Origin of the sequence: Kribbella sp. NBC_00709, from assembly GCF_036226565.1 — a bacterium.
Classification (GTDB): Bacteria; Actinomycetota; Actinomycetes; order Propionibacteriales; family Kribbellaceae; genus Kribbella.
In genome coordinates, this window is record NZ_CP108996.1 from 6,711,661 (window position 1) to 6,727,952 (window position 16,292).

The following is a 16,292-nucleotide window of genomic DNA, read 5'->3' on the forward strand; positions in this document are numbered from 1 at the left end:
ATTCTCACACCGGCACGTGTGCGTTCCAAGGTCCAACACGTGAACACCCGGTGCGCGGTCCGAACACACGGGTGATCATTCGCCCAGCGCGACCAGCCGGTACACCTCCATCGGCTCGTCCTTGCCCTTCAGACTGAGCAGTCCGAGCGACTCGGTGTTCGCACGGGGCAGCAGCGCCTTGGTCGCCGGACCGATCGCGACCGCTCCACTCGGCGCCCGGCCCTCGATCCGCGACGCCACATTCACCGTGTCGCCGATCACGGTGTGTGTCCGCCCGCCCTCCGTCCCGAGCAGGCTCACCGAGGCCACACCGGTGTTGATCCCGACCCGGAACTTCGGCCAGCCCGGATGCGTGGCCTGTACGGCGGTCGCCGCCGCCTGCAACGCCAAACCCGCCGCGGCCGCGAGCCGGGCGTGGTCCGGCTGATCGCCCCGCTTGTTGAAGGTCACCATCAGCGCGTCCCCGATGATCCGGTCGACGTCCCCGCCGTGCCGCCCGACGACCTGCGGTACGACGACCTGGAAGTACGTGTTCAGCATCGTCGTGACCTCGGCCGGATCGTGCTTCTCGGAGAACGTCGTGAACCCCTCCAGGTCCGCGAACAGCACACTCAGCTCGCGCCGCCCCGACACGGTGTCGGCCTGGTACAGGTCCGCGAACCGCTCCTCGTACCACTGGATCCGCACCCCGGCCACGACCAGGACGAACGCGGCCAGCATCAGCGCGTGCCACTCCCACCACGACAGCGCCCAGTTCCGCGCGAACACCAGCGCGATCATCGCCTCGCCGAGCAGCACGAACGCCGAGATCATCGACAGCAACATCAACGACGGCCGCACCCACCACGTCCGCAGGTAGCGGCCCGCCGCGACGCCGTACAGCAGGACGGACGGTACGGCGAGCACAGTCAGGATGCCGTCGGCGGCTTCCGGCACCGATGTCGCGTGCAGCGGAGGCAGCTTCAGGATCGAGGCGGCCGCCCACAGAGCCAGCAGCGCGAGCAGACCGATCCGCAGCCGCTTTCCCCAGGTGATGCCGGAGACCGTCAGGCTGGACAGGAACGCGAACACAGATGCCAGCGCCACACCCACCGGCGTCGCGAGGGTGAAGCCGGCGTTCGGCGTGTCCAGCAGGACCTTCGGGGTCGCGAGGGCATGCAGTCCCAGAAACCCAGCCGCCGACAGGAAGGCCAGCGAGACGAACAGAACGCGCGCGTCACCTCGCCGTACGGCGGCCGCACCGGTCGAGTACGCGAGTACGGCGCTGAGGGTGGCGGTGAGCAGGACCAGCCAGAAATGGGTCGGATGGTGTTCCCAGTGCACGTCGAGTCGCGGATCGCGCACCAGCAACACCAAGCCCGCGAGCGGTATGAGCAGAACCAGCGACGTCAGCCCGACCATCGCGGGTGTGTAGACGAACCGCAGCTGTGTTGTCTGGTTCACTCGCTACGCTCGCTTACGGAAACCTTGAGATGGGCGTGGATCTGCGAGACCACCACCGACCCTTCGCCCACCGCCGAGGCCACCCGCTTCACCGACTCGGACCGCACGTCTCCGACAGCGAACAGCCCAGGCAGGGTCGTCTCGTACGGTTGCGGCGGCCGAGCCTCGTGCCACAGCGGGTTCAGGCCGGCATCCGCCCCGGTCAGCACGAACCCACGCGGGTCCCGCGCGACCTCGTCCGGCAGCCAGTCGGTCCCCGGCACGGCACCGATCATCACGAACAGCCCGTCGATCGGGATGGTCTCCTCTGCGCCGGTCTCACGGTCTCGCAGCGTCATCTGCTGCAGCCGTCCGTCGCCGCCGCCGTCGGTGATCTCGCTGGACGCGCGAACGGTCACGTTCTCCGCCGCGTCGATGGCGTCGATGAGGTACTGCGACATGCTCGCCGACAGGTCCTTGCCGCGAATCACCAGCAGCACGTGCCGGCAGTACCGGGCGAGATGCAGCACCGCCTGCCCGGCGGAGTTCCCACCGCCGACGACACAGGCGTCCCGATCCTTCAGCCCATGGGCCTCCGACACGCTCGCGCCGTAGTACACGCCGTTCCCGACCAGCTTCTCCAACGCCGGTACGTCGAGTCGCCGGTACGAGACGCCAGTGGCCAGGACGACCGCGCGGGCGGTCACCTCGCCCACGTCGCCGATCACCGCGCGGAAGTGGCCGTCACGCTTCTCGAGGTGCTCGACCGTCCGCATCAGCACGAAGTGCGCCCCGAACACCCACGCCTGCTGGTACCCGCGCTGCGCCAGCTCGGACCCGCGGATGCCGCGGGAGAACCCCAGATAGTTGCGGATCAGCGAACTCGTCCCCGCCTGCCCGCCGATCGACTCCCGCTCCACGACGAGCGTCCGCAGTCCTTCCGACGATGCGTACACCGCCGCCGCGAGCCCGCCCGGACCGGCGCCGATCACCAGCACGTCGAACGAGGTGTCGTCGGATGCCAGTGTGGTCGGCACGCCCCAGGCTTCAGCGATCTGCACGTCGGTCGGGTCGTGCAGCAAGGTGCCACCGACCGCGGGCATCCAGACCAGCACGCCCTCGCCGGGATCCGGCTCGCCGATGAAGTCCAGCGCGTCGTTCGCAAGCGCCGAACCACTCTCCCGGAAAGCACTCGGGATGCCGTTGCGGGCCAGCAGGCTGCGGATCTCCTGACCGCGGACCGAGTTCTCCGCGGCGATCACGACCACTTCGCGCAGGTTCGCGACCTCGTACCGCGACCACTCCTGGATGAACTCGGCGACGGTCCGGTGGAACAGCTCGTCGCGCGTCGTCCACGGCTTCAGCACGTAGTAGTTGATGTCGCCGACCGACATCGCCGTCAGGATCGCGGACGCCGTCGTACGGTCGGCCCACGCGCCCCACTCGATCAGCAGCGCCCGGCGCGCGTCCGGGTGGCCGGTCCGCGACGCCGCGAAGATCTCGGCGCGTTCCTGGTCGTCGAACCCGTGGTCGACGAGCACGACGGCAACCCGCTGTTCCCACTCGTGCGCTTGCCGTAGGCAATCGATCGCTGCGGCCGCGGTCAGCTCGCCGCGCACTCTGAAATCGACGCCGAAGGCTCGATCCAGTTCGGTTTCGCATCGCTCCAGACGCTCCGGGTCAGCGTCGACGACGAGCAGCAACGGCCTGGCTGCACGCAGTTGCGGCCGCCGCTGTTCACCAGTTCCCCCGGGTTCCCCACCCATGCCTGCGACGGTAGGTCCGCACAAACCCGGTGGCAATGGACAAAACGTTTGTACGACCGGTCCAGTGCGCTGACAGCCAAGTGGACTACTCCGCCCGGGCACCGGTTGCCTAGCGTGAGAGGTATGAGCGATACCCGACCTAAGACCAACTCCGTGCTGTCGATGCTGCTGTCCCAGACGCCGTCGATTCCGGACGGGGCCCACGTGATGACCGCGACGATCGAGCTGCCGCCCGGTGACGCCGGGACGCCACCGCACCGGCATTCGGGTCCGGTCTTCGGGTACATGCTCGAAGGCGAGATGATCTTCGAGCTCGAGGGCGAGCCGGAGTACGTGATCAAGGCCGGCGAGGCGTTCTGGGAGCCCGGCGGGGACGTGATCCACTACCAGGCCGCGAACAACCTGGCCGACTCCTGGAGCCGGTTCGTGGTGGTGATGATCTGCGCACCGGGGCAGGAGATGCTGACCTTCGTGACCGACGAAGAGCTGGCCGCACGCGCCGACCGGCGCGCGCCGCGTCCGGCCGGGAAGTGAGGACGACAACGATGCGGATCTTCTTCGCCGGCGGCTCGGGTGTCGTCGGCCGCCACCTGGTTCCTGCCTTGGTCGCCGCCGGGCACGACGTCGTCGGTCTGGCCCGCAAGCAGGACTCCCACGACACGATCGCCGCCCTGGGCGCGCAGCCGGTCCTCGGTGACGTGTACGACGCCGGCAGCCTGACCGAGCTCGTCCGCGCCGCGCGGCCCGAGGCCGTGATGCACCAGCTGACCGACCTCGGCGGGGGGGACCGGACCGCGAACGCCCGAGTGCGTACGCTCGGCACCCGCAACTTGGTCGACGCCGCACAGGCGGCCGGCGTCCAGCGAGTGGTTGCCCAGAGCATCTCGTGGGCCTACGAACCGGGTACCGATCCGGCCGCGGAGAACGCACCGCTCGACCTCGACGGCGGACCCGACCGGCGCGGGACGGTCGAAGGAGTGGCCAGCCTGGAGAGCGCGGTCGCGGAGCTCCCCGAGTGGGTAGTGCTGCGGTACGGGACGCTGTACGGACCAGGCACCTGGTACACACGCGGCGGGCTGATGGCCCAGCTGGCCGAGGCCGGCAAGCTTCCAGCCAACGCGGACGTCTCGAGCTGGTTGCACGTCGAGGACGCGGCGTCGGCGGCGGTCCAGGCGTTGTCCTGGCCGTCCGGCCCGGTCAACATCTGCGACGACGACCCGGCTGCCGGCAGCGACTGGGTGCCGGCGTTCTGCGCGGCGATCGGCGCGCCGGAACCGGAGCAGTCGCGCACTGAGCGGACCGGCTGGGCCAGAGGCGCGGACAACACCAAAGCCCGGAAAGAACTGGGCTGGACGCCTAGCCGGCTCTCGTGGCGGGAGGGCTTCGCCGAAGAACGCGCGTAGCGACGCTGGTCACCACCGGGAGAACTCGGCCCCGTCGAGGACGCCGGACAAGGCATCGAGCGCGGTACGCCACGAATGCGACGGCGGACTCGCGTAGCCGATGACGAGCCCGGCGCCGCCGCGTGCGGGGGAGTGCCAGTAGCCGGCGCCGTACAACCCCATCAGGCGGAGCCCGGCTGAGAGTCCGGCATCGACGATGCGCTTCTCCTCCTGCTGGGACGCCAGCGGGAGAAGAGCGTGCAGCCCTGCCGGCACGCCGTCGAGCGGTATGTCGGTCAGCGTCGCGAGCCGGGCCGCCAGCTCGGCTCGGCGTTTCTGGTAGCTCTGCCGTGCACGGCGGACCTGCCGGTCGTAGTCACCCCGATCCAGCAGGTCGGCGAGGGCGAGCTGATCGGGTGCGCCGACCGTGGCCCCGGCGTCTGTGATGGCGTCCAGCACCGGGATGCGCAGCGGCTCGGGCAGCACCAGCCAGCCGACCCGCAGCCCGGGCGCCAACGCCTTGCTGGTGCTGCCCGCGAAGACCACCCGGTCAGGTGCCGAGGCCTGCAGGGCTCCGACCGGCTGTTTGTCGTACCGGAACTCGCCGTCGTAGTCGTCCTCGATCACGAAGCCGTCGCGGTCGGTCACCCAATCGAGGAACGCCGTCCGGAGAGCAGGGCCGAGAACGACGCCGCGCGGGTGCTGGTGAGCGGGCGTCAGCAGCACGGCCCCCACGGCCGGGGTGAGGCCGGCGGGATCGGCGCCCTGCGGACCGACAGTCAGCGGCAAGGTCTCGAGCCCGGCGCCGTGGATCAGCCGCCGGTGGTGGATCAGGCCAGGATCCTCGGTGGCGATCGTGCGGACGCCCATCCGGTGCAACGCGCGGGAAACCATCGCCAGCCCGTGGCTGAAACCGCTGGTGATCACGACAGCGCCGGGTTCGGCCTGTAGGCCGCGGGTCCGGGAAACGTACGTCGCGACTGCCTCCCGCAGCACCGGCAGCCCGGCCGGATCGCCGTAGTCCAGGGTCGAATGCGTGGCGGCAGCCAGTGAGCGCTTGACCCCGGCGGCCCAGGCAGCACCAGGGAACAGGCTGAGATCTGGGCGGCCTGGCCGCAGATCGATGATCCGTCGGACGGCGCCGGTCGTCGCCGTCGCGCCGGGGGCGGATCTCGCCGGCGGCCGCTGGGTTTCGGCGACCCACGTCCCGGCGCCGGTCGCGGTGACGAGCCACCCCTCGGCCGTCAGTTGCGCGTAGGCCTCGACCACCGTTCCACGCGCCAGGCCCAGATCGTCGGCAAGGCTCCGGGTGCCGGGAAGGCGGGTGCCCGCGGGCAACCGGCCGGAGATCACGGCTTCGCGCAATGCGGACTCGATCGATCGCCCCACCCCGCCGGCGCCCGCGCCGACGTCGAGGTGCAGATCGATGCCCAGCGAGCGTCGCCCCGTACCGGTCGCCCCGTGACTTCCCATGGGCCCATTTGATCACCGGTCCTGTCCGCCCCAGTGGGACAGGACCGGCGAGCCTCAGGTCGTTCAGTTCACGGCAACCGCGGACCAGGCGGCCGCGACGGCGGAGCGTTCGATGCTGCTCGCGCCGTACAGGTCGGTGGCCGCGTTCAGCGTTGCGGTCCGGGCCTGGGCGTACGTCGTACCGCTGGTCATGTACGTCGTCAGCGCGCGGTACCAGATCTTGCCGAGCTTGTCGTGACCGATGCCGGTGACCGACGATCCGTTACAGGTCGGCGAGTTGTGCGGCAGACCGCCGATCGTCTTGGCGCCGGTGCCCTCGGCGAGCAGGTACGCGAAGTGGTTGGCGATCGCCGACGAGTAGTGCACGTCGAGGTCGCCGACGCCGGAGCTGTAGCAGTCCGGGGACTGGCCGTCCCGGCTCGGCTTGTCCATGTACCGCAGCGCCACGCGGTCCTTCATGATCTCCTCGCCGATGTAGTAGTCACCGGGGTCGGAGGCGTTGTTGGAGTAGAACTCGACCAGGGTGCCGAAGATGTCGCTGGTCGCCTCGTTCAGGCCGCCGGACTCGCCGGAGTAGGTGAGGTTGGCGGTGTGCTCGGTGACGCCGTGGGACATCTCGTGGCCGGCCACGTCGATCGAGACCAGCGGACCCGCCGCGACGTTGTCGCCGTCGCCGTACGTCATCTGCTTGCCGTCCCAGAACGCGTTCACGTAGTTCGTGCCGTAGTGCACGCGGCTCGGGACACCCTTGCCGTCACCGAAGATGCCGTTCCGGCCGTGCACGTTCTTGTAGTAGTCGAACGTGGTCGCGGCGCCGTAGTGCGCGTCGACGGCGGCCGAAGCCCGGTCCGCGTTGGCGCCGGTGCCCCAGTGGTTGTCCGCGTCGGTGAACTTCGTCGGCGTCGGGCACCCGATCTGCAGGAGCTGGCACAGGATCGAGTCGGTCTTGTTGTTCGCGTCGGCGGTGAAGCCGTTGCCACGGGTCGCGTCGGTCAGCGTGAATCCGCCGGTGACCGCGGTCGTCTGCAGCGGGACGGTCCCGGAGTACAGGCTCTTGCCGTCACCGGTCGCCGTCTCGATGTGCTGCTCGCTGATCAGCTTGGCGCCGGTCAGGGCATCGATCGTCGTGGTGATGCGGCTCGGCGTACCGTCCGCCTGGGTGCCGCCGATGGTGACGAGATAGGCCAGCCGCGGCGCGCCCTTACGGGCCTCGATCACCAGGCTGGGCTTGCCCTCGGCCTTCAGGCCTCTGGTCAGTGCCTTGGCCGTCGCGGTCGCGATGCTGACCTTCGGCGTACGGCTGACGTTCGCGCTCTTGCTGAGCGTCAGGCCGGCGCCCTCGAACGCGCCGTCCTTGGCCTGGTGTACGACGACATCGCCGCCGAGGACCGGGAGGCCGCCGACCGTGCGGTCCATCCGGACGTGGCTGGAGCCGTCGGGGTCGACGATCACGTCCTTGACCACGAATGCATCGGCCGTGGTGGCCCGCAGTGCGGTCAGGTTGCTCGTGATCGCTGCCTTGGCCTTGGCGACGGCCACGGCGGGGGTGGGGACGGGGGACGCTGCCGGCGCCCCGGTTGCGGTGGTGGCGCTGGTCAGTCCGAGGGCGGTAGCGGTCACCACTGCGGTCGCAGCGGCGATCAGGGCGGATCTATTCATCCTCGCGCTCCTTCTCAGGTGTCCCGGGGGCCTCACGCCCCAGGAACGAGGTGCAGGAACGTTACCGCCCGGTCACCTACCGTGGCCAGAGGTCGGGAAAAGTTGCCTTTCCCGCAAGCTGGTGGGGAATTCCGGGTTTTGGTCGGCGCGGGGCGATAGCGTCACCGCATGGCGAAGAGCACACCCGTGATGGTCACCGTGGGAGACCGCGAGGTCCGGGTCTCCAGCCCCGAGCGGGTTGTCTACGAGGCGACCGACTGGGCTCCGGAGGTGACCAAGCTCCAGGTCTGCGAGTACTTCGCCGGTGTGGCTCCGGCGTTCATGCGCGCCTCGGGCGACCGCCCGGTCGCCCTGGAGCGCTGGCCGGGCGGCTGGCGCGAGGGGATGACGCTGTCGGTGGACTCGATCGGCCGCCAGACGGGCGACGGGTTCTACTCCAAGCGCCTCCCGAAGGGCGCTCCCGACTGGCTCGAGACCTGCCGCGTGCTGACGCCGAACGACCGCCCGATCGACGAGCTCTGCCTGACCGAGCCTGCGGCGGCGGTGTGGGCGGCCCAGATGGGCACGCTGACCTTCCACCCGTGGGCGGTCCGCAAGACCGATCTCGACCATCCCGACGAGCTGCGCATCGACCTCGACCCACAGCCCGGCGCGACCTTCGCCGATGCCCGGCGGGTGGCCGGCGTCGCCCGTGAGCTGCTCGAGGAGTTGGGCCTGCGCGGGTACCCGAAGACCAGCGGCAACCGGGGGATCCACATCTACGTGCGGATCGTGCCGGAGTGGACGTTCGACGAGGTCCGGCACGCCGCGATCGGCCTCGGCCGCGAGCTCGAGCGCCGCGACGACGGCGTGACGACGGCGTGGTGGAAGGAGCAACGCGGCGAGGCCTCGATCTTCCTGGACTTCAACCAGAACCTCCGCGACCGCACGGTCGCGGGCGCTTGGTCACTGCGGCCGCGGCCGGGTGCGCCGGTCAGTACGCCGATGACCTGGGAGCGGCTGGCCGAGGTCGACGATCCGCGGGCCTTCAACCTGCACACGGTTCCGGAGTACCTCGCCGACGGTGACCCGTGGGCGGACATGGACGAGACGGCGTACCCGCTCGATCCGCTGCTGCGGCTGTGGGAGGAGCTTCCCGGTGGAGAGCTGAACTTCCCGCCGGACTACCCGAAGATGCCGGGCGAGCCGCCGCGGGTGCAGCCGAGCAAGAAGGTCGCCGAGCACTGGGACGACCAGGGCAACCGGATCGCCCCGGACTGAACTCACACCTTGCCGGGCTGTCTCGTCGAACAGGCGTCAACAGCCAACACGGCAAGGAGAAACACACTATGGAAGCCCGTTTCAACTACGCGGCCAGCACGCTCGGACCGAAGTTCGTCAAGCACATCGTGTCGGCCAGCACCGCGGTCGCGGGTTCACTGCCGCTCACGACTCTGGAGCTCGTGCAGCTTCGGGTCAGCCAGATCAACGGTTGTGCGGTCTGCGTCGACATGCACACCAAGGACGCCACGGAGCACGGCGAAACCTCGGTGCGACTGAACCTCGTCTCGGTCTGGCGGGAGGCGACGGTCTTCACCGAGGCGGAGCGTGCCGCCCTCGAGCTGGCCGAGGAGGGCACTCGGATCGCGGACGCCGCGGGTGGCGTCAGTGACGAGGTCTGGGCGAACGCGGCCAAGCACTACGACGAGGACCAGCTGACCGCGCTGGTGTGCACGATCGCCGTCATGAACACCTGGAACCGCCTGAACGTCATCACCCAGCAGCCGGCCGGCGACTACGTCCCCGGCCAGTGGGGCTGACGCCCAGCCCCGGCGCGTCGCTCGGGGCGGATCTCCTAGCCGATCCAGGCAGAAGATCCTCCCCGCGTCGTCCCGTTTGGTGGGTTCCCCCCTTAAGTAGGGGGTTCCCCCACCGGAATCCGGTGGGGGAACCCCACGTTTGATGGGTGCACCCACCAAATGGCGGAGGTCTGGAGGTCGAGCGGTTCGACCCGGTCGCGGGGGCGGGGCGGGGTGATGTGAGCGGAGACGGGGGCGGCGAGTTGGAGGGTGGCTAGATAGTGCGGAGTGCCCCGCCGTCGATCGGGATGATGGTGCCGGTCAGGTAGGAGGCGGCGGGGGAGAGGACGAAGGCGGCGACCCGGCCGAACTCCTCGGGTGTGCCGTAGCGGCGCAGGGGGATCGTCTTCTCCGACGCCCGGCGGGCCGCCTCGGGGTCGCCGCCCTTGGCGTCGAGCTCCTTCAGGCGGTCGGTGGAGATGCGGCCGGGCATCAGGCCGTTCACCCGGGTGCCGTTCGGGCCGAGCTCGTCGGCGAGGGTCTTGGCCACCATCGCCAGGCCGGGGCGGAGACCGTTCGAGATCGCGAGTCCGTTGATCGGTGACTTCACCGACGACGACAGCACGAAGGCGATCGACGTGTCCTCCGACCCGGCCCGGGCGACCGCGCGAGCGATCCGCAGCGAACCGAGGAAGACGCTGTCGAACGCCGCCCGCCAGTCGTCCTCGTCGCTGTCCAGCGCGGTCCCGGGCCGCGGCCCGCCGACGCTGATCAGCGCGCCGTGCAGCGCACCCCACTTGGCCACCGCGGTCGCCGCCAGCCGCTCCGCACTCTCCGGATCGGCGTTGTCGACCGGGATTCCGACGACGTTCTCGCCGAGTTCGGCCGCGGCGCGGGAGATCGACTCCTCGTTGCGGCTGGAGATCACCAGCCGCGCGCCTTCGGCAGCAAGGGCTTTCGCGGTGGCGAAGCCGAGTCCGGCGCTGGCGCCGGTGACGATGTAGGTGCGATCGCGCAGTCCGAGGTCCACAGCACCATCCTGCCCCACCACACCCCGTCGCGCACCTCGACAGTTCGTAGCCTCGGGCAAGAACTAGTACGCCGACTTGCGGACCGGTGATTCAGCGGTGGTCAGGTGCCAGGCGGTGTTGACCAGGCCGAGATGCGAGAACGCCTGCGGGAAGTTCCCGAGCATCCGGCCGGACGTCACGTCGTACTCCTCCGCCAGCAGGCCGACATCGTTGCGCAGGGCAACGAGTCGTTCGTAGAGATCGCGGGCTTCGCCGATCCGGCCGATCATCGCCAGCGCGTCCGCCAGCCAGAACGAGCAGATCAGGAACGTGCCCTCGCTGTCGTTCAGCCCGTCGTCGGTGTGCTCGGTCAGGTACCGCCGGACGAACCCGTCCGCGGCCAGCTCCCGTTGCACGGCCTCCACTGTCCCGACCACCCGCGGATCGTCCGCCGGCAGGAACCCGACCTGCGGGATCAGCAGTACGGCGGCATCCAGCGCCTTGCTCCCGTACGCCTGGGTGAACGTGTTCCGGTCCGCGTCGTACGCCTGCTCGCAGACCGCCCGATGGATCTCGTCCGCGCGCGCCCGCCATTCCTTGGCCGGCCCGCTCAGCCCGAACCGCTGCACCGCCCGCGCGGCCCGGTCGAACGCCACCCACGCCATCACCTTCGAGTACGTGAAGTGCTGCCGCCCGCCGCGGACCTCCCAGATCCCTTCGTCGGGCTGGTCCCACACGGTGTCCAGATGCGCCATCAGACCGCGCTGCACCTGCCACGCCTCGTCGGTCGCCCCGATCTGGTGCTCGCGGGCCAGCGCCAGCACGTCCATCACCTCGCCGAACACGTCGATCTGCAGTTGCTCGGCGGCGGCGTTCCCGATCCGCACCGGGCTCGAGCCGGCGTACCCCGGCAGCCAGCTCGCCTCGAACTCGGTCAGCCGGCGTTCACCGGTCACGCCGTACATGATCTGCAGGTCCGACGGCGATCCCGCGATCGCGCGGAGCAGCCAGTTCCGCCAGGATTCCGCCTCCTCGGTGTAGCCGGCGCGCAGCATCGCGGCCAGCGTCATCGTTGCGTCGCGCAACCAGCAGTACCGGTAGTCCCAGTTCCGTTCCCCACCGAGCGTCTCGGGCAGCGACGTCGTCGGCGCCGCGACGATGCCGCCGGACGGCGCATAGGTCAACGCCTTCAGCGTCAGCACCGACCGGGTGACCTCCTCACCGAAGTCGGTCGAGCTCCGGCTCCGGCCGATCCATTCCGTCCAGAACGTCTCGGTCGGCTCCAGCGATCCGAGCGCGTCCGTCGGCGTCGGCACCGGGTGGTGCGACGGATGCCACGTCAGCACGAACCAGGCTCGGTCGTTCTCCGAGATCCGAAAATCGGCGTACGTCGCGAGGTCGCGCCCGTACTGATGAACGTCGGACCGCAATGAGACCGCATCCGGTCCGGCAATCGCGTCGATCTGCCCGTCGGAGCGTCGTACCCACGGAACGACGTGACCGTAGTCGAACCGCAGCTTCAGCTCCGACTGCATCTCCACGGACCCGCTGACGCCTTCGACGATGCGTACGACGTCCGGCGCCTGGTCCCGTGGCGGCATGAAATCGATCACCCGCACCGTGCCGCTCGAGGTCGACCACTCGGTCTCCAGGACGAGCGTGTCGCCGCGGTAGTGGCGGCTGCTGATCGCGTCCGCGTCCCTCGGCGCGATCCGCCAGTGGCCGTTGTCGTCGGTGCCGAGCAGCGCGGCGAAGCAGGCCGGCGAGTCGAACCGCGGGAAGCACAGCCAGTCGATCGATCCCTGCTTCGACACCAGTGCGGCGGTCTGCAGGTCACCGATCAGCGCATAGTCCTCAATCCGGCGCTCCGGCACGGGCTTCCGGCCGCTCGACGGCCTCGGGCTTGCTGCCGCCTGACCTGTCCGCTGACTTGCTCCCTGACTTTTCACCTGACTTGCCGCTGTGCTTGTCACTGCGCACATCCTGTCTGGAGAAGTAGACGAGTCCGCCGAGCGCCATCAGGGCGAAGAAGAACCACTGCAGGGCGTAGAAGAAGTGCGGCCCGTCGTCGATCTCCGGTCCCGGGAGCGCGATGAATGCCTTGTCGTTGGCCGGCTCCTGCTTGTCCACGGTCAGGTAGCCGTCGTACAGGTTCAGCCCGAGCACCTTCGCGAAGTCCGGTCCGTTGATGAGCCGCGCCGTACCGCCGTCGGGGACGCCGCCGTTCGTGCTGCCGCCGCGCTCACTGCGCTGCAAGCGACCGGTGACAGTCACCTCGCCGGTCGGTACGGCGGGGACGTGCAGCGGCATCAGCTCGGAGTCCTGCCGGGGCAGGAAGCCACGGTCGACCAGGACGGCCTTCCCGTCGGCCAGGACCAGCGGCGTGACGATCTCGAAGCCGGGACTGTCCTGGACGTTGCGGTACTTGAGGACGATCTGTTTGGCGGCGTCGTACCGTCCGGTGATCTCCGCGGTGCGCCAGGCATGCTGGTCGCCGACCACGCCCGGTGGACCCAGGATCTGGTCGATCGGCGCCGGCGCCGCGGCCAGATTGCTCCGGGTCACCTCGTTGCGCGCCTTGCGCTCTTCGAGGCGATGCAGCTGCCAGCGGCCGAGCTCCACGCACACGAAGGCGAGCACGAGGACCCCCAGCGCGGCGGTGATCCAGCGGACGTTCATCAAGCGACCCACGTCTCGAACTTAAGCCATGCCCTGAAATCGCCGACGCGCGGCACGTACGCTGGTGCGATGACAGCGATCCAGGAAGCGACTCAGGCGGGTCTGGCGGACCGGTTCGGCCGGGTCGCCACGGATCTGCGGGTGTCGCTCACTGACCGTTGCAATCTGCGCTGCACGTACTGCATGCCGGAAGAAGGTCTGGACTGGCTCGCCAAGCCCGAGCAGCTCACCGACGACGAGGTGGTCCGGCTGGTTTCGGTCGCCGTGACTCAGCTCGGCGTCAACGAGATCCGCTTCACCGGCGGCGAGCCGCTGCTGCGCCGCGGCCTGGTCGGCATCGTTGCCCGGACGACACAACTCGCCCCGCGCCCCGAGGTGTCGCTGACCACCAACGGAATCGGTCTCGCCCGGCAGGCCACGGCGTTGAAGGAAGCCGGTCTGGACCGGGTGAATGTGAGCCTCGACACTATTCGGCCGGACACGTTCAAGGAGCTCACCCGTCGCGATCGTCTGAACGATGTCATCGCCGGCCTCGCGGCGGCCCAGGAGGCCGGCCTCATACCGGTGAAGGTGAACGCGGTCCTCATGCGCGGCGTCAATGACCGGCAGGCGCCCGAATTGCTGGAGTTCTGTCTCGAGCACGGCTATGAACTGCGGTTCATCGAACAGATGCCGCTCGACGCGCAGCACGGCTGGGACCGCACGACGATGGTCACCGCCGACGAAATTCTCGAGACGCTTTCCAGCCGGTTCGAGCTGACCCCCGACGACGCCTCGAAGCGGGGGAGCGCGCCGGCCGAGTCGTTCGTCGTCGGAGGCGGGCCGCAGACCGTCGGCATCATCGCCTCGGTCACCCGGCCGTTCTGCGGGGACTGCGACCGGGTCCGGCTGACCGCCGACGGTCAGGTCCGCGATTGCCTGTTCGCGCGCACCGAGTCGGACCTGCGGACCGCCTTGCGGGCCGGTGCCGACGACGACGAACTGGCTGACCGGTGGCGGCGCGCGATGCGCAACAAACTCCCCGGCCACGGCATCAACGACCCGAGCTTCCTGCAACCGTCCCGCCCGATGTCCGCGATCGGCGGATGACGGTCATACCGGCCCAATCCGGAAATGTGCTTTTTCGCTATGCCGTGGCATTCACCCGGTGAATGGCTCGACCTCGCGCAGGAATGACCGCCGGGCCAGGAAGTCGGACAAGCTCTCCTTGTGTTCGTCACAGGCGAGCCAGGTCTTGCGCCGGTCAGGGGTGTGGATCTTCGGGTTGTTCCACTGCAGCGCCCAGGTGGCAGGCTTGCCGCATCCCCTGGCGGAGCAGACCGACGGCGTGGCTTCTTCAGTCATCCGCTGCTGCCATTCCTCTGCATTCCTGATGCCTCAATAATCAATAGCCTGCAAAATGAAGCGACGTCGGACAGCCACGGGGGGAGCCGTCCGACGCCGCATCAAGTCCCTGAATTTCACTCATGAACTTCAGAGCACGCGGGAGATTCTGACACGGATCAGTGCAAGTTTTCCAGTCCCGGCCAAGATCACTTTTCGGTGTCGGTCCGGGGGGCCTCGGACGGGTCCTGAGGAGGGTTCTCGTCCTGGGCTACGACGACCGTCGGACGCGGTCCGATCGAGAGCCCCGAGGGCGCGATGTAGGCCTCCGCGGCGGGCTCGGTCGAGGACCGATGGGCGTTCGCCAGCACCACCGCGAAGTACGGGAGCGCGATCGCGCCGACGACGAACAACCAGCGCCACGGCGACGGGGTCACGACCGCGAGCACGAAGCAGACGATGCGGATCGACATCATCCACGCGTAGCGCACGATCCGGCTGTCCAGATCCTCGGACCGGCCCGGTTGTGCACTCGTCACGGAAATGACGGCTTCGCCGGTCCGTTCACGGTGTCGCGACATCTATCCTCCTCAGCAAGAACAACGGTACGCCGCGCCGTCGCCCCGTGCGCAGCCAGGATGGAGAGGAATGTCGCATGACTGATCGCACCTACCGCGTCACGGAGATCGTCGGCACCTCGAAAGAGGGCATCAACCAGGCGATCACCAACGGCATCGAACGGGCCGGCGAGACCCTGCGCCACCTCGACTGGTTCGAGGTCACCGAGATCCGCGGCCACGTCGTCGACAACCAGATCGACCACTACCAGGTCGGGATGAAGGTCGGCTTCCGGCTCGAAGACTCCTGACCCCACCCACCCGGCCCCTCGGACGTCTCAGGGGTCAACCCCGCAGCCGGTCGGTTGGCCCCCGAGAATCAGCCTCCGCAACCGGCCACCGCAGGGGTTGACCCCTGAGACGTCCGGGGGAGGTGGGCGGGTGACCCGCTGTGGAGAGTGGGGCGTTGTGGGCGATAGCGTTCGTGCGGCTGAGTTCGGTGACGTGAGGAGGGCTTGTGAGCAGGTCTGTGTTGGTGACCGGTGGTAGCCGCGGGATCGGGCTGGCGATCGCGACCGCGTTCAAGGACGCGGGCGACCAGGTCGCGGTCACGTACAACACCAGTCCGCCGCCGGAGGGCTTCCTCGGGGTGAAGTGCGACATCACCGACCAGGAGCAGGTCGACGCCGCGTTCGACACGATCGCGGAGCAGCACGGCCCGGTCGAGGTGCTGGTGGCCAACGCCGGCATCACCCGCGACACGCTGCTGCTGCGGATGTCCGACGACGACTGGGACGCGGTCGTCGACACCAACCTGACCGGCTCGTTCCGGGTCGCCCGCCGGGCCGCCAAGGGCATGCTGCGGCTGCGCAAGGGCCGGATCGTGTTCATCTCCTCCGTGGTCGGCCTGCTCGGCTCGCCCGGCCAGGTGAACTACGCGGCCAGCAAGTCCGGCCTGATCGGCATGGCCCGGTCGATCGCCCGCGAGCTCGGCAGCCGCGGCATCACCGCGAACGTGGTCGCTCCTGGCTTCGTCGAGACCGACATGACCGCGGTGCTGCCGGAGGAGACCCAGAAGCAGTACCTGAGCCAGATCCCGCTCGGCCGGTTCGGCCTGACCGAGGAGATCGCGAACGCGGTCCGCTGGCTCGCCTCCGAGGAGGCCGGCTACATCACCGGTGCGGTGATCCCGGTCGACGGCGGCATCGGCATGGGCAACTAACTTCCCCCTGATTGAGAAAGG

16 protein-coding genes are annotated in these 16,292 nt (G+C 69.1%); 7 read left to right on the forward strand and 9 right to left on the reverse strand.

The annotated features are described in order from the left end of the window. Nucleotides 1–75: 75 nt before the first annotated feature. Both OHA18_RS32800 and OHA18_RS32805 read right to left on the reverse strand, forming a co-directional pair. On the reverse strand, nt 76–1,443 hold the full coding sequence (locus OHA18_RS32800) for an adenylate/guanylate cyclase domain-containing protein (protein ID WP_328999216.1): 1,368 nt from the start codon (nt 1,441–1,443) through the stop codon (nt 76–78). Then, nucleotides 1,440–3,188, reverse strand: coding sequence for an FAD-dependent oxidoreductase (locus OHA18_RS32805; RefSeq protein WP_328999217.1), 1,749 nt, complete (start codon nt 3,186–3,188; stop codon nt 1,440–1,442). Before OHA18_RS32805 ends, OHA18_RS32800 begins: the two co-directional genes overlap by 4 nt. A gap of 123 nt (nt 3,189–3,311) precedes the next feature. On the opposite strand from OHA18_RS32805, the gene OHA18_RS32810 reads away from it, so the two are divergent. Further along, entirely contained in the window at nt 3,312–3,722 is a 411-nt protein-coding gene (locus OHA18_RS32810; protein WP_328999218.1) for a cupin domain-containing protein, read from the forward strand. An 11-nt stretch (nt 3,723–3,733) separates the two neighbouring features. Continuing rightward, nucleotides 3,734–4,591 carry an NAD-dependent epimerase/dehydratase family protein gene (locus tag OHA18_RS32815; protein ID WP_328999219.1) on the forward strand — a complete coding sequence of 286 codons (858 nt, stop codon included), beginning with the start codon at nt 3,734–3,736 and terminating at the stop codon, nt 4,589–4,591. 9 nt (nt 4,592–4,600) lie between these two features. Here OHA18_RS32815 and pdxR read toward each other — a convergent pair whose 3' ends face one another. After that, nucleotides 4,601–6,043, reverse strand: a complete 1,443-nt coding sequence (gene pdxR, locus OHA18_RS32820; protein ID WP_328999220.1) for a MocR-like pyridoxine biosynthesis transcription factor PdxR — start codon at nt 6,041–6,043, stop codon at nt 4,601–4,603. 63 nt (nt 6,044–6,106) lie between these two features. Continuing rightward, complete coding sequence (locus OHA18_RS32825; RefSeq protein ID WP_328999221.1) at nt 6,107–7,702, reverse strand: M4 family metallopeptidase; 1,596 nt, start codon at nt 7,700–7,702, stop codon at nt 6,107–6,109. A gap of 168 nt (nt 7,703–7,870) precedes the next feature. On the opposite strand from OHA18_RS32825, the gene OHA18_RS32830 reads away from it, so the two are divergent. Then, a complete protein-coding gene (locus OHA18_RS32830; protein WP_328999222.1) occupies nt 7,871–8,962 on the forward strand; it encodes a DNA polymerase domain-containing protein in 1,092 nt (363 codons plus the stop codon). Nucleotides 8,963–9,030: 68 nt separating this feature from the next. Further along, on the forward strand, nt 9,031–9,501 hold the full coding sequence (locus tag OHA18_RS32835; protein WP_328999224.1) for a carboxymuconolactone decarboxylase family protein: 471 nt from the start codon (nt 9,031–9,033) through the stop codon (nt 9,499–9,501). Between the two features lie 253 nt (nt 9,502–9,754). Here the strand turns inward: OHA18_RS32835 and OHA18_RS32840 are convergent, their stop codons facing one another. The 3 genes from OHA18_RS32840 to OHA18_RS32850 all read right to left on the reverse strand — a co-directional run bounded on the left by OHA18_RS32840 (nt 9,755) and on the right by OHA18_RS32850 (nt 13,181). Beyond that, nucleotides 9,755–10,510: an SDR family oxidoreductase gene (locus OHA18_RS32840; protein WP_328999225.1), complete on the reverse strand. Its 756-nt coding sequence runs from the start codon at nt 10,508–10,510 to the stop codon at nt 9,755–9,757. A 63-nt stretch (nt 10,511–10,573) separates the two neighbouring features. After that, the gene (locus OHA18_RS32845) at nt 10,574–12,364 is read right to left on the reverse strand and encodes a glycoside hydrolase family 15 protein (RefSeq protein WP_328999226.1); all 1,791 of its coding nucleotides are present in this window, start codon (nt 12,362–12,364) and stop codon (nt 10,574–10,576) included. Further along, nucleotides 12,345–13,181, reverse strand: a complete 837-nt coding sequence (locus tag OHA18_RS32850; RefSeq protein WP_328999227.1) for an SURF1 family cytochrome oxidase biogenesis protein — start codon at nt 13,179–13,181, stop codon at nt 12,345–12,347. Before OHA18_RS32850 ends, OHA18_RS32845 begins: the two co-directional genes overlap by 20 nt. Before the next feature lie 57 nt (nt 13,182–13,238). Between OHA18_RS32850 and moaA the strand changes: the two genes are divergently transcribed. Further along, nucleotides 13,239–14,258, forward strand: a complete 1,020-nt coding sequence (gene moaA / locus OHA18_RS32855; RefSeq protein WP_328999228.1) for a GTP 3',8-cyclase MoaA — start codon at nt 13,239–13,241, stop codon at nt 14,256–14,258. Between the two features lie 51 nt (nt 14,259–14,309). Here the strand turns inward: moaA and OHA18_RS32860 are convergent, their stop codons facing one another. Both OHA18_RS32860 and OHA18_RS32865 read right to left on the reverse strand, forming a co-directional pair. Then, the gene (locus OHA18_RS32860) at nt 14,310–14,513 is read right to left on the reverse strand and encodes a hypothetical protein (protein ID WP_328999229.1); all 204 of its coding nucleotides are present in this window, start codon (nt 14,511–14,513) and stop codon (nt 14,310–14,312) included. A 188-nt stretch (nt 14,514–14,701) separates the two neighbouring features. Then, nucleotides 14,702–15,073 (reverse strand): DUF3099 domain-containing protein, encoded by a 372-nt coding sequence (locus OHA18_RS32865; RefSeq protein ID WP_328999230.1) that lies wholly within the window; start codon nt 15,071–15,073, stop codon nt 14,702–14,704. A gap of 74 nt (nt 15,074–15,147) precedes the next feature. On the opposite strand from OHA18_RS32865, the gene OHA18_RS32870 reads away from it, so the two are divergent. Both OHA18_RS32870 and fabG read left to right on the forward strand, forming a co-directional pair. Beyond that, nucleotides 15,148–15,360: a dodecin gene (locus OHA18_RS32870; RefSeq protein ID WP_328999231.1), complete on the forward strand. Its 213-nt coding sequence runs from the start codon at nt 15,148–15,150 to the stop codon at nt 15,358–15,360. Nucleotides 15,361–15,566: 206 nt separating this feature from the next. Further along, nucleotides 15,567–16,271, forward strand: a complete 705-nt coding sequence (fabG, locus tag OHA18_RS32875) for a 3-oxoacyl-[acyl-carrier-protein] reductase (protein WP_328999232.1) — start codon at nt 15,567–15,569, stop codon at nt 16,269–16,271. Nucleotides 16,272–16,292 lie beyond the last annotated feature (21 nt).

Coding starts and splice junctions, on each gene's coding strand:
- moaA (WP_328999228.1), top strand. CDS start 13,239: ATGACAGCGATCCAGGAAGCGACTCAGGCGGGTCTGGCGGACCGGTTC.
- OHA18_RS32825 (WP_328999221.1), bottom strand. CDS start 7,702: ATGAATAGATCCGCCCTGATCGCCGCTGCGACCGCAGTGGTGACCGCT.
- OHA18_RS32835 (WP_328999224.1), top strand. CDS start 9,031: ATGGAAGCCCGTTTCAACTACGCGGCCAGCACGCTCGGACCGAAGTTC.
- OHA18_RS32860 (WP_328999229.1), bottom strand. CDS start 14,513: ATGACTGAAGAAGCCACGCCGTCGGTCTGCTCCGCCAGGGGATGCGGC.
- OHA18_RS32805 (WP_328999217.1), bottom strand. CDS start 3,188: ATGGGTGGGGAACCCGGGGGAACTGGTGAACAGCGGCGGCCGCAACTG.
- OHA18_RS32870 (WP_328999231.1), top strand. CDS start 15,148: ATGACTGATCGCACCTACCGCGTCACGGAGATCGTCGGCACCTCGAAA.
- OHA18_RS32815 (WP_328999219.1), top strand. CDS start 3,734: ATGCGGATCTTCTTCGCCGGCGGCTCGGGTGTCGTCGGCCGCCACCTG.
- pdxR (WP_328999220.1), bottom strand. CDS start 6,043: ATGGGAAGTCACGGGGCGACCGGTACGGGGCGACGCTCGCTGGGCATC.
- OHA18_RS32830 (WP_328999222.1), top strand. CDS start 7,871: ATGGCGAAGAGCACACCCGTGATGGTCACCGTGGGAGACCGCGAGGTC.
- OHA18_RS32865 (WP_328999230.1), bottom strand. CDS start 15,073: ATGTCGCGACACCGTGAACGGACCGGCGAAGCCGTCATTTCCGTGACG.
- OHA18_RS32810 (WP_328999218.1), top strand. CDS start 3,312: ATGAGCGATACCCGACCTAAGACCAACTCCGTGCTGTCGATGCTGCTG.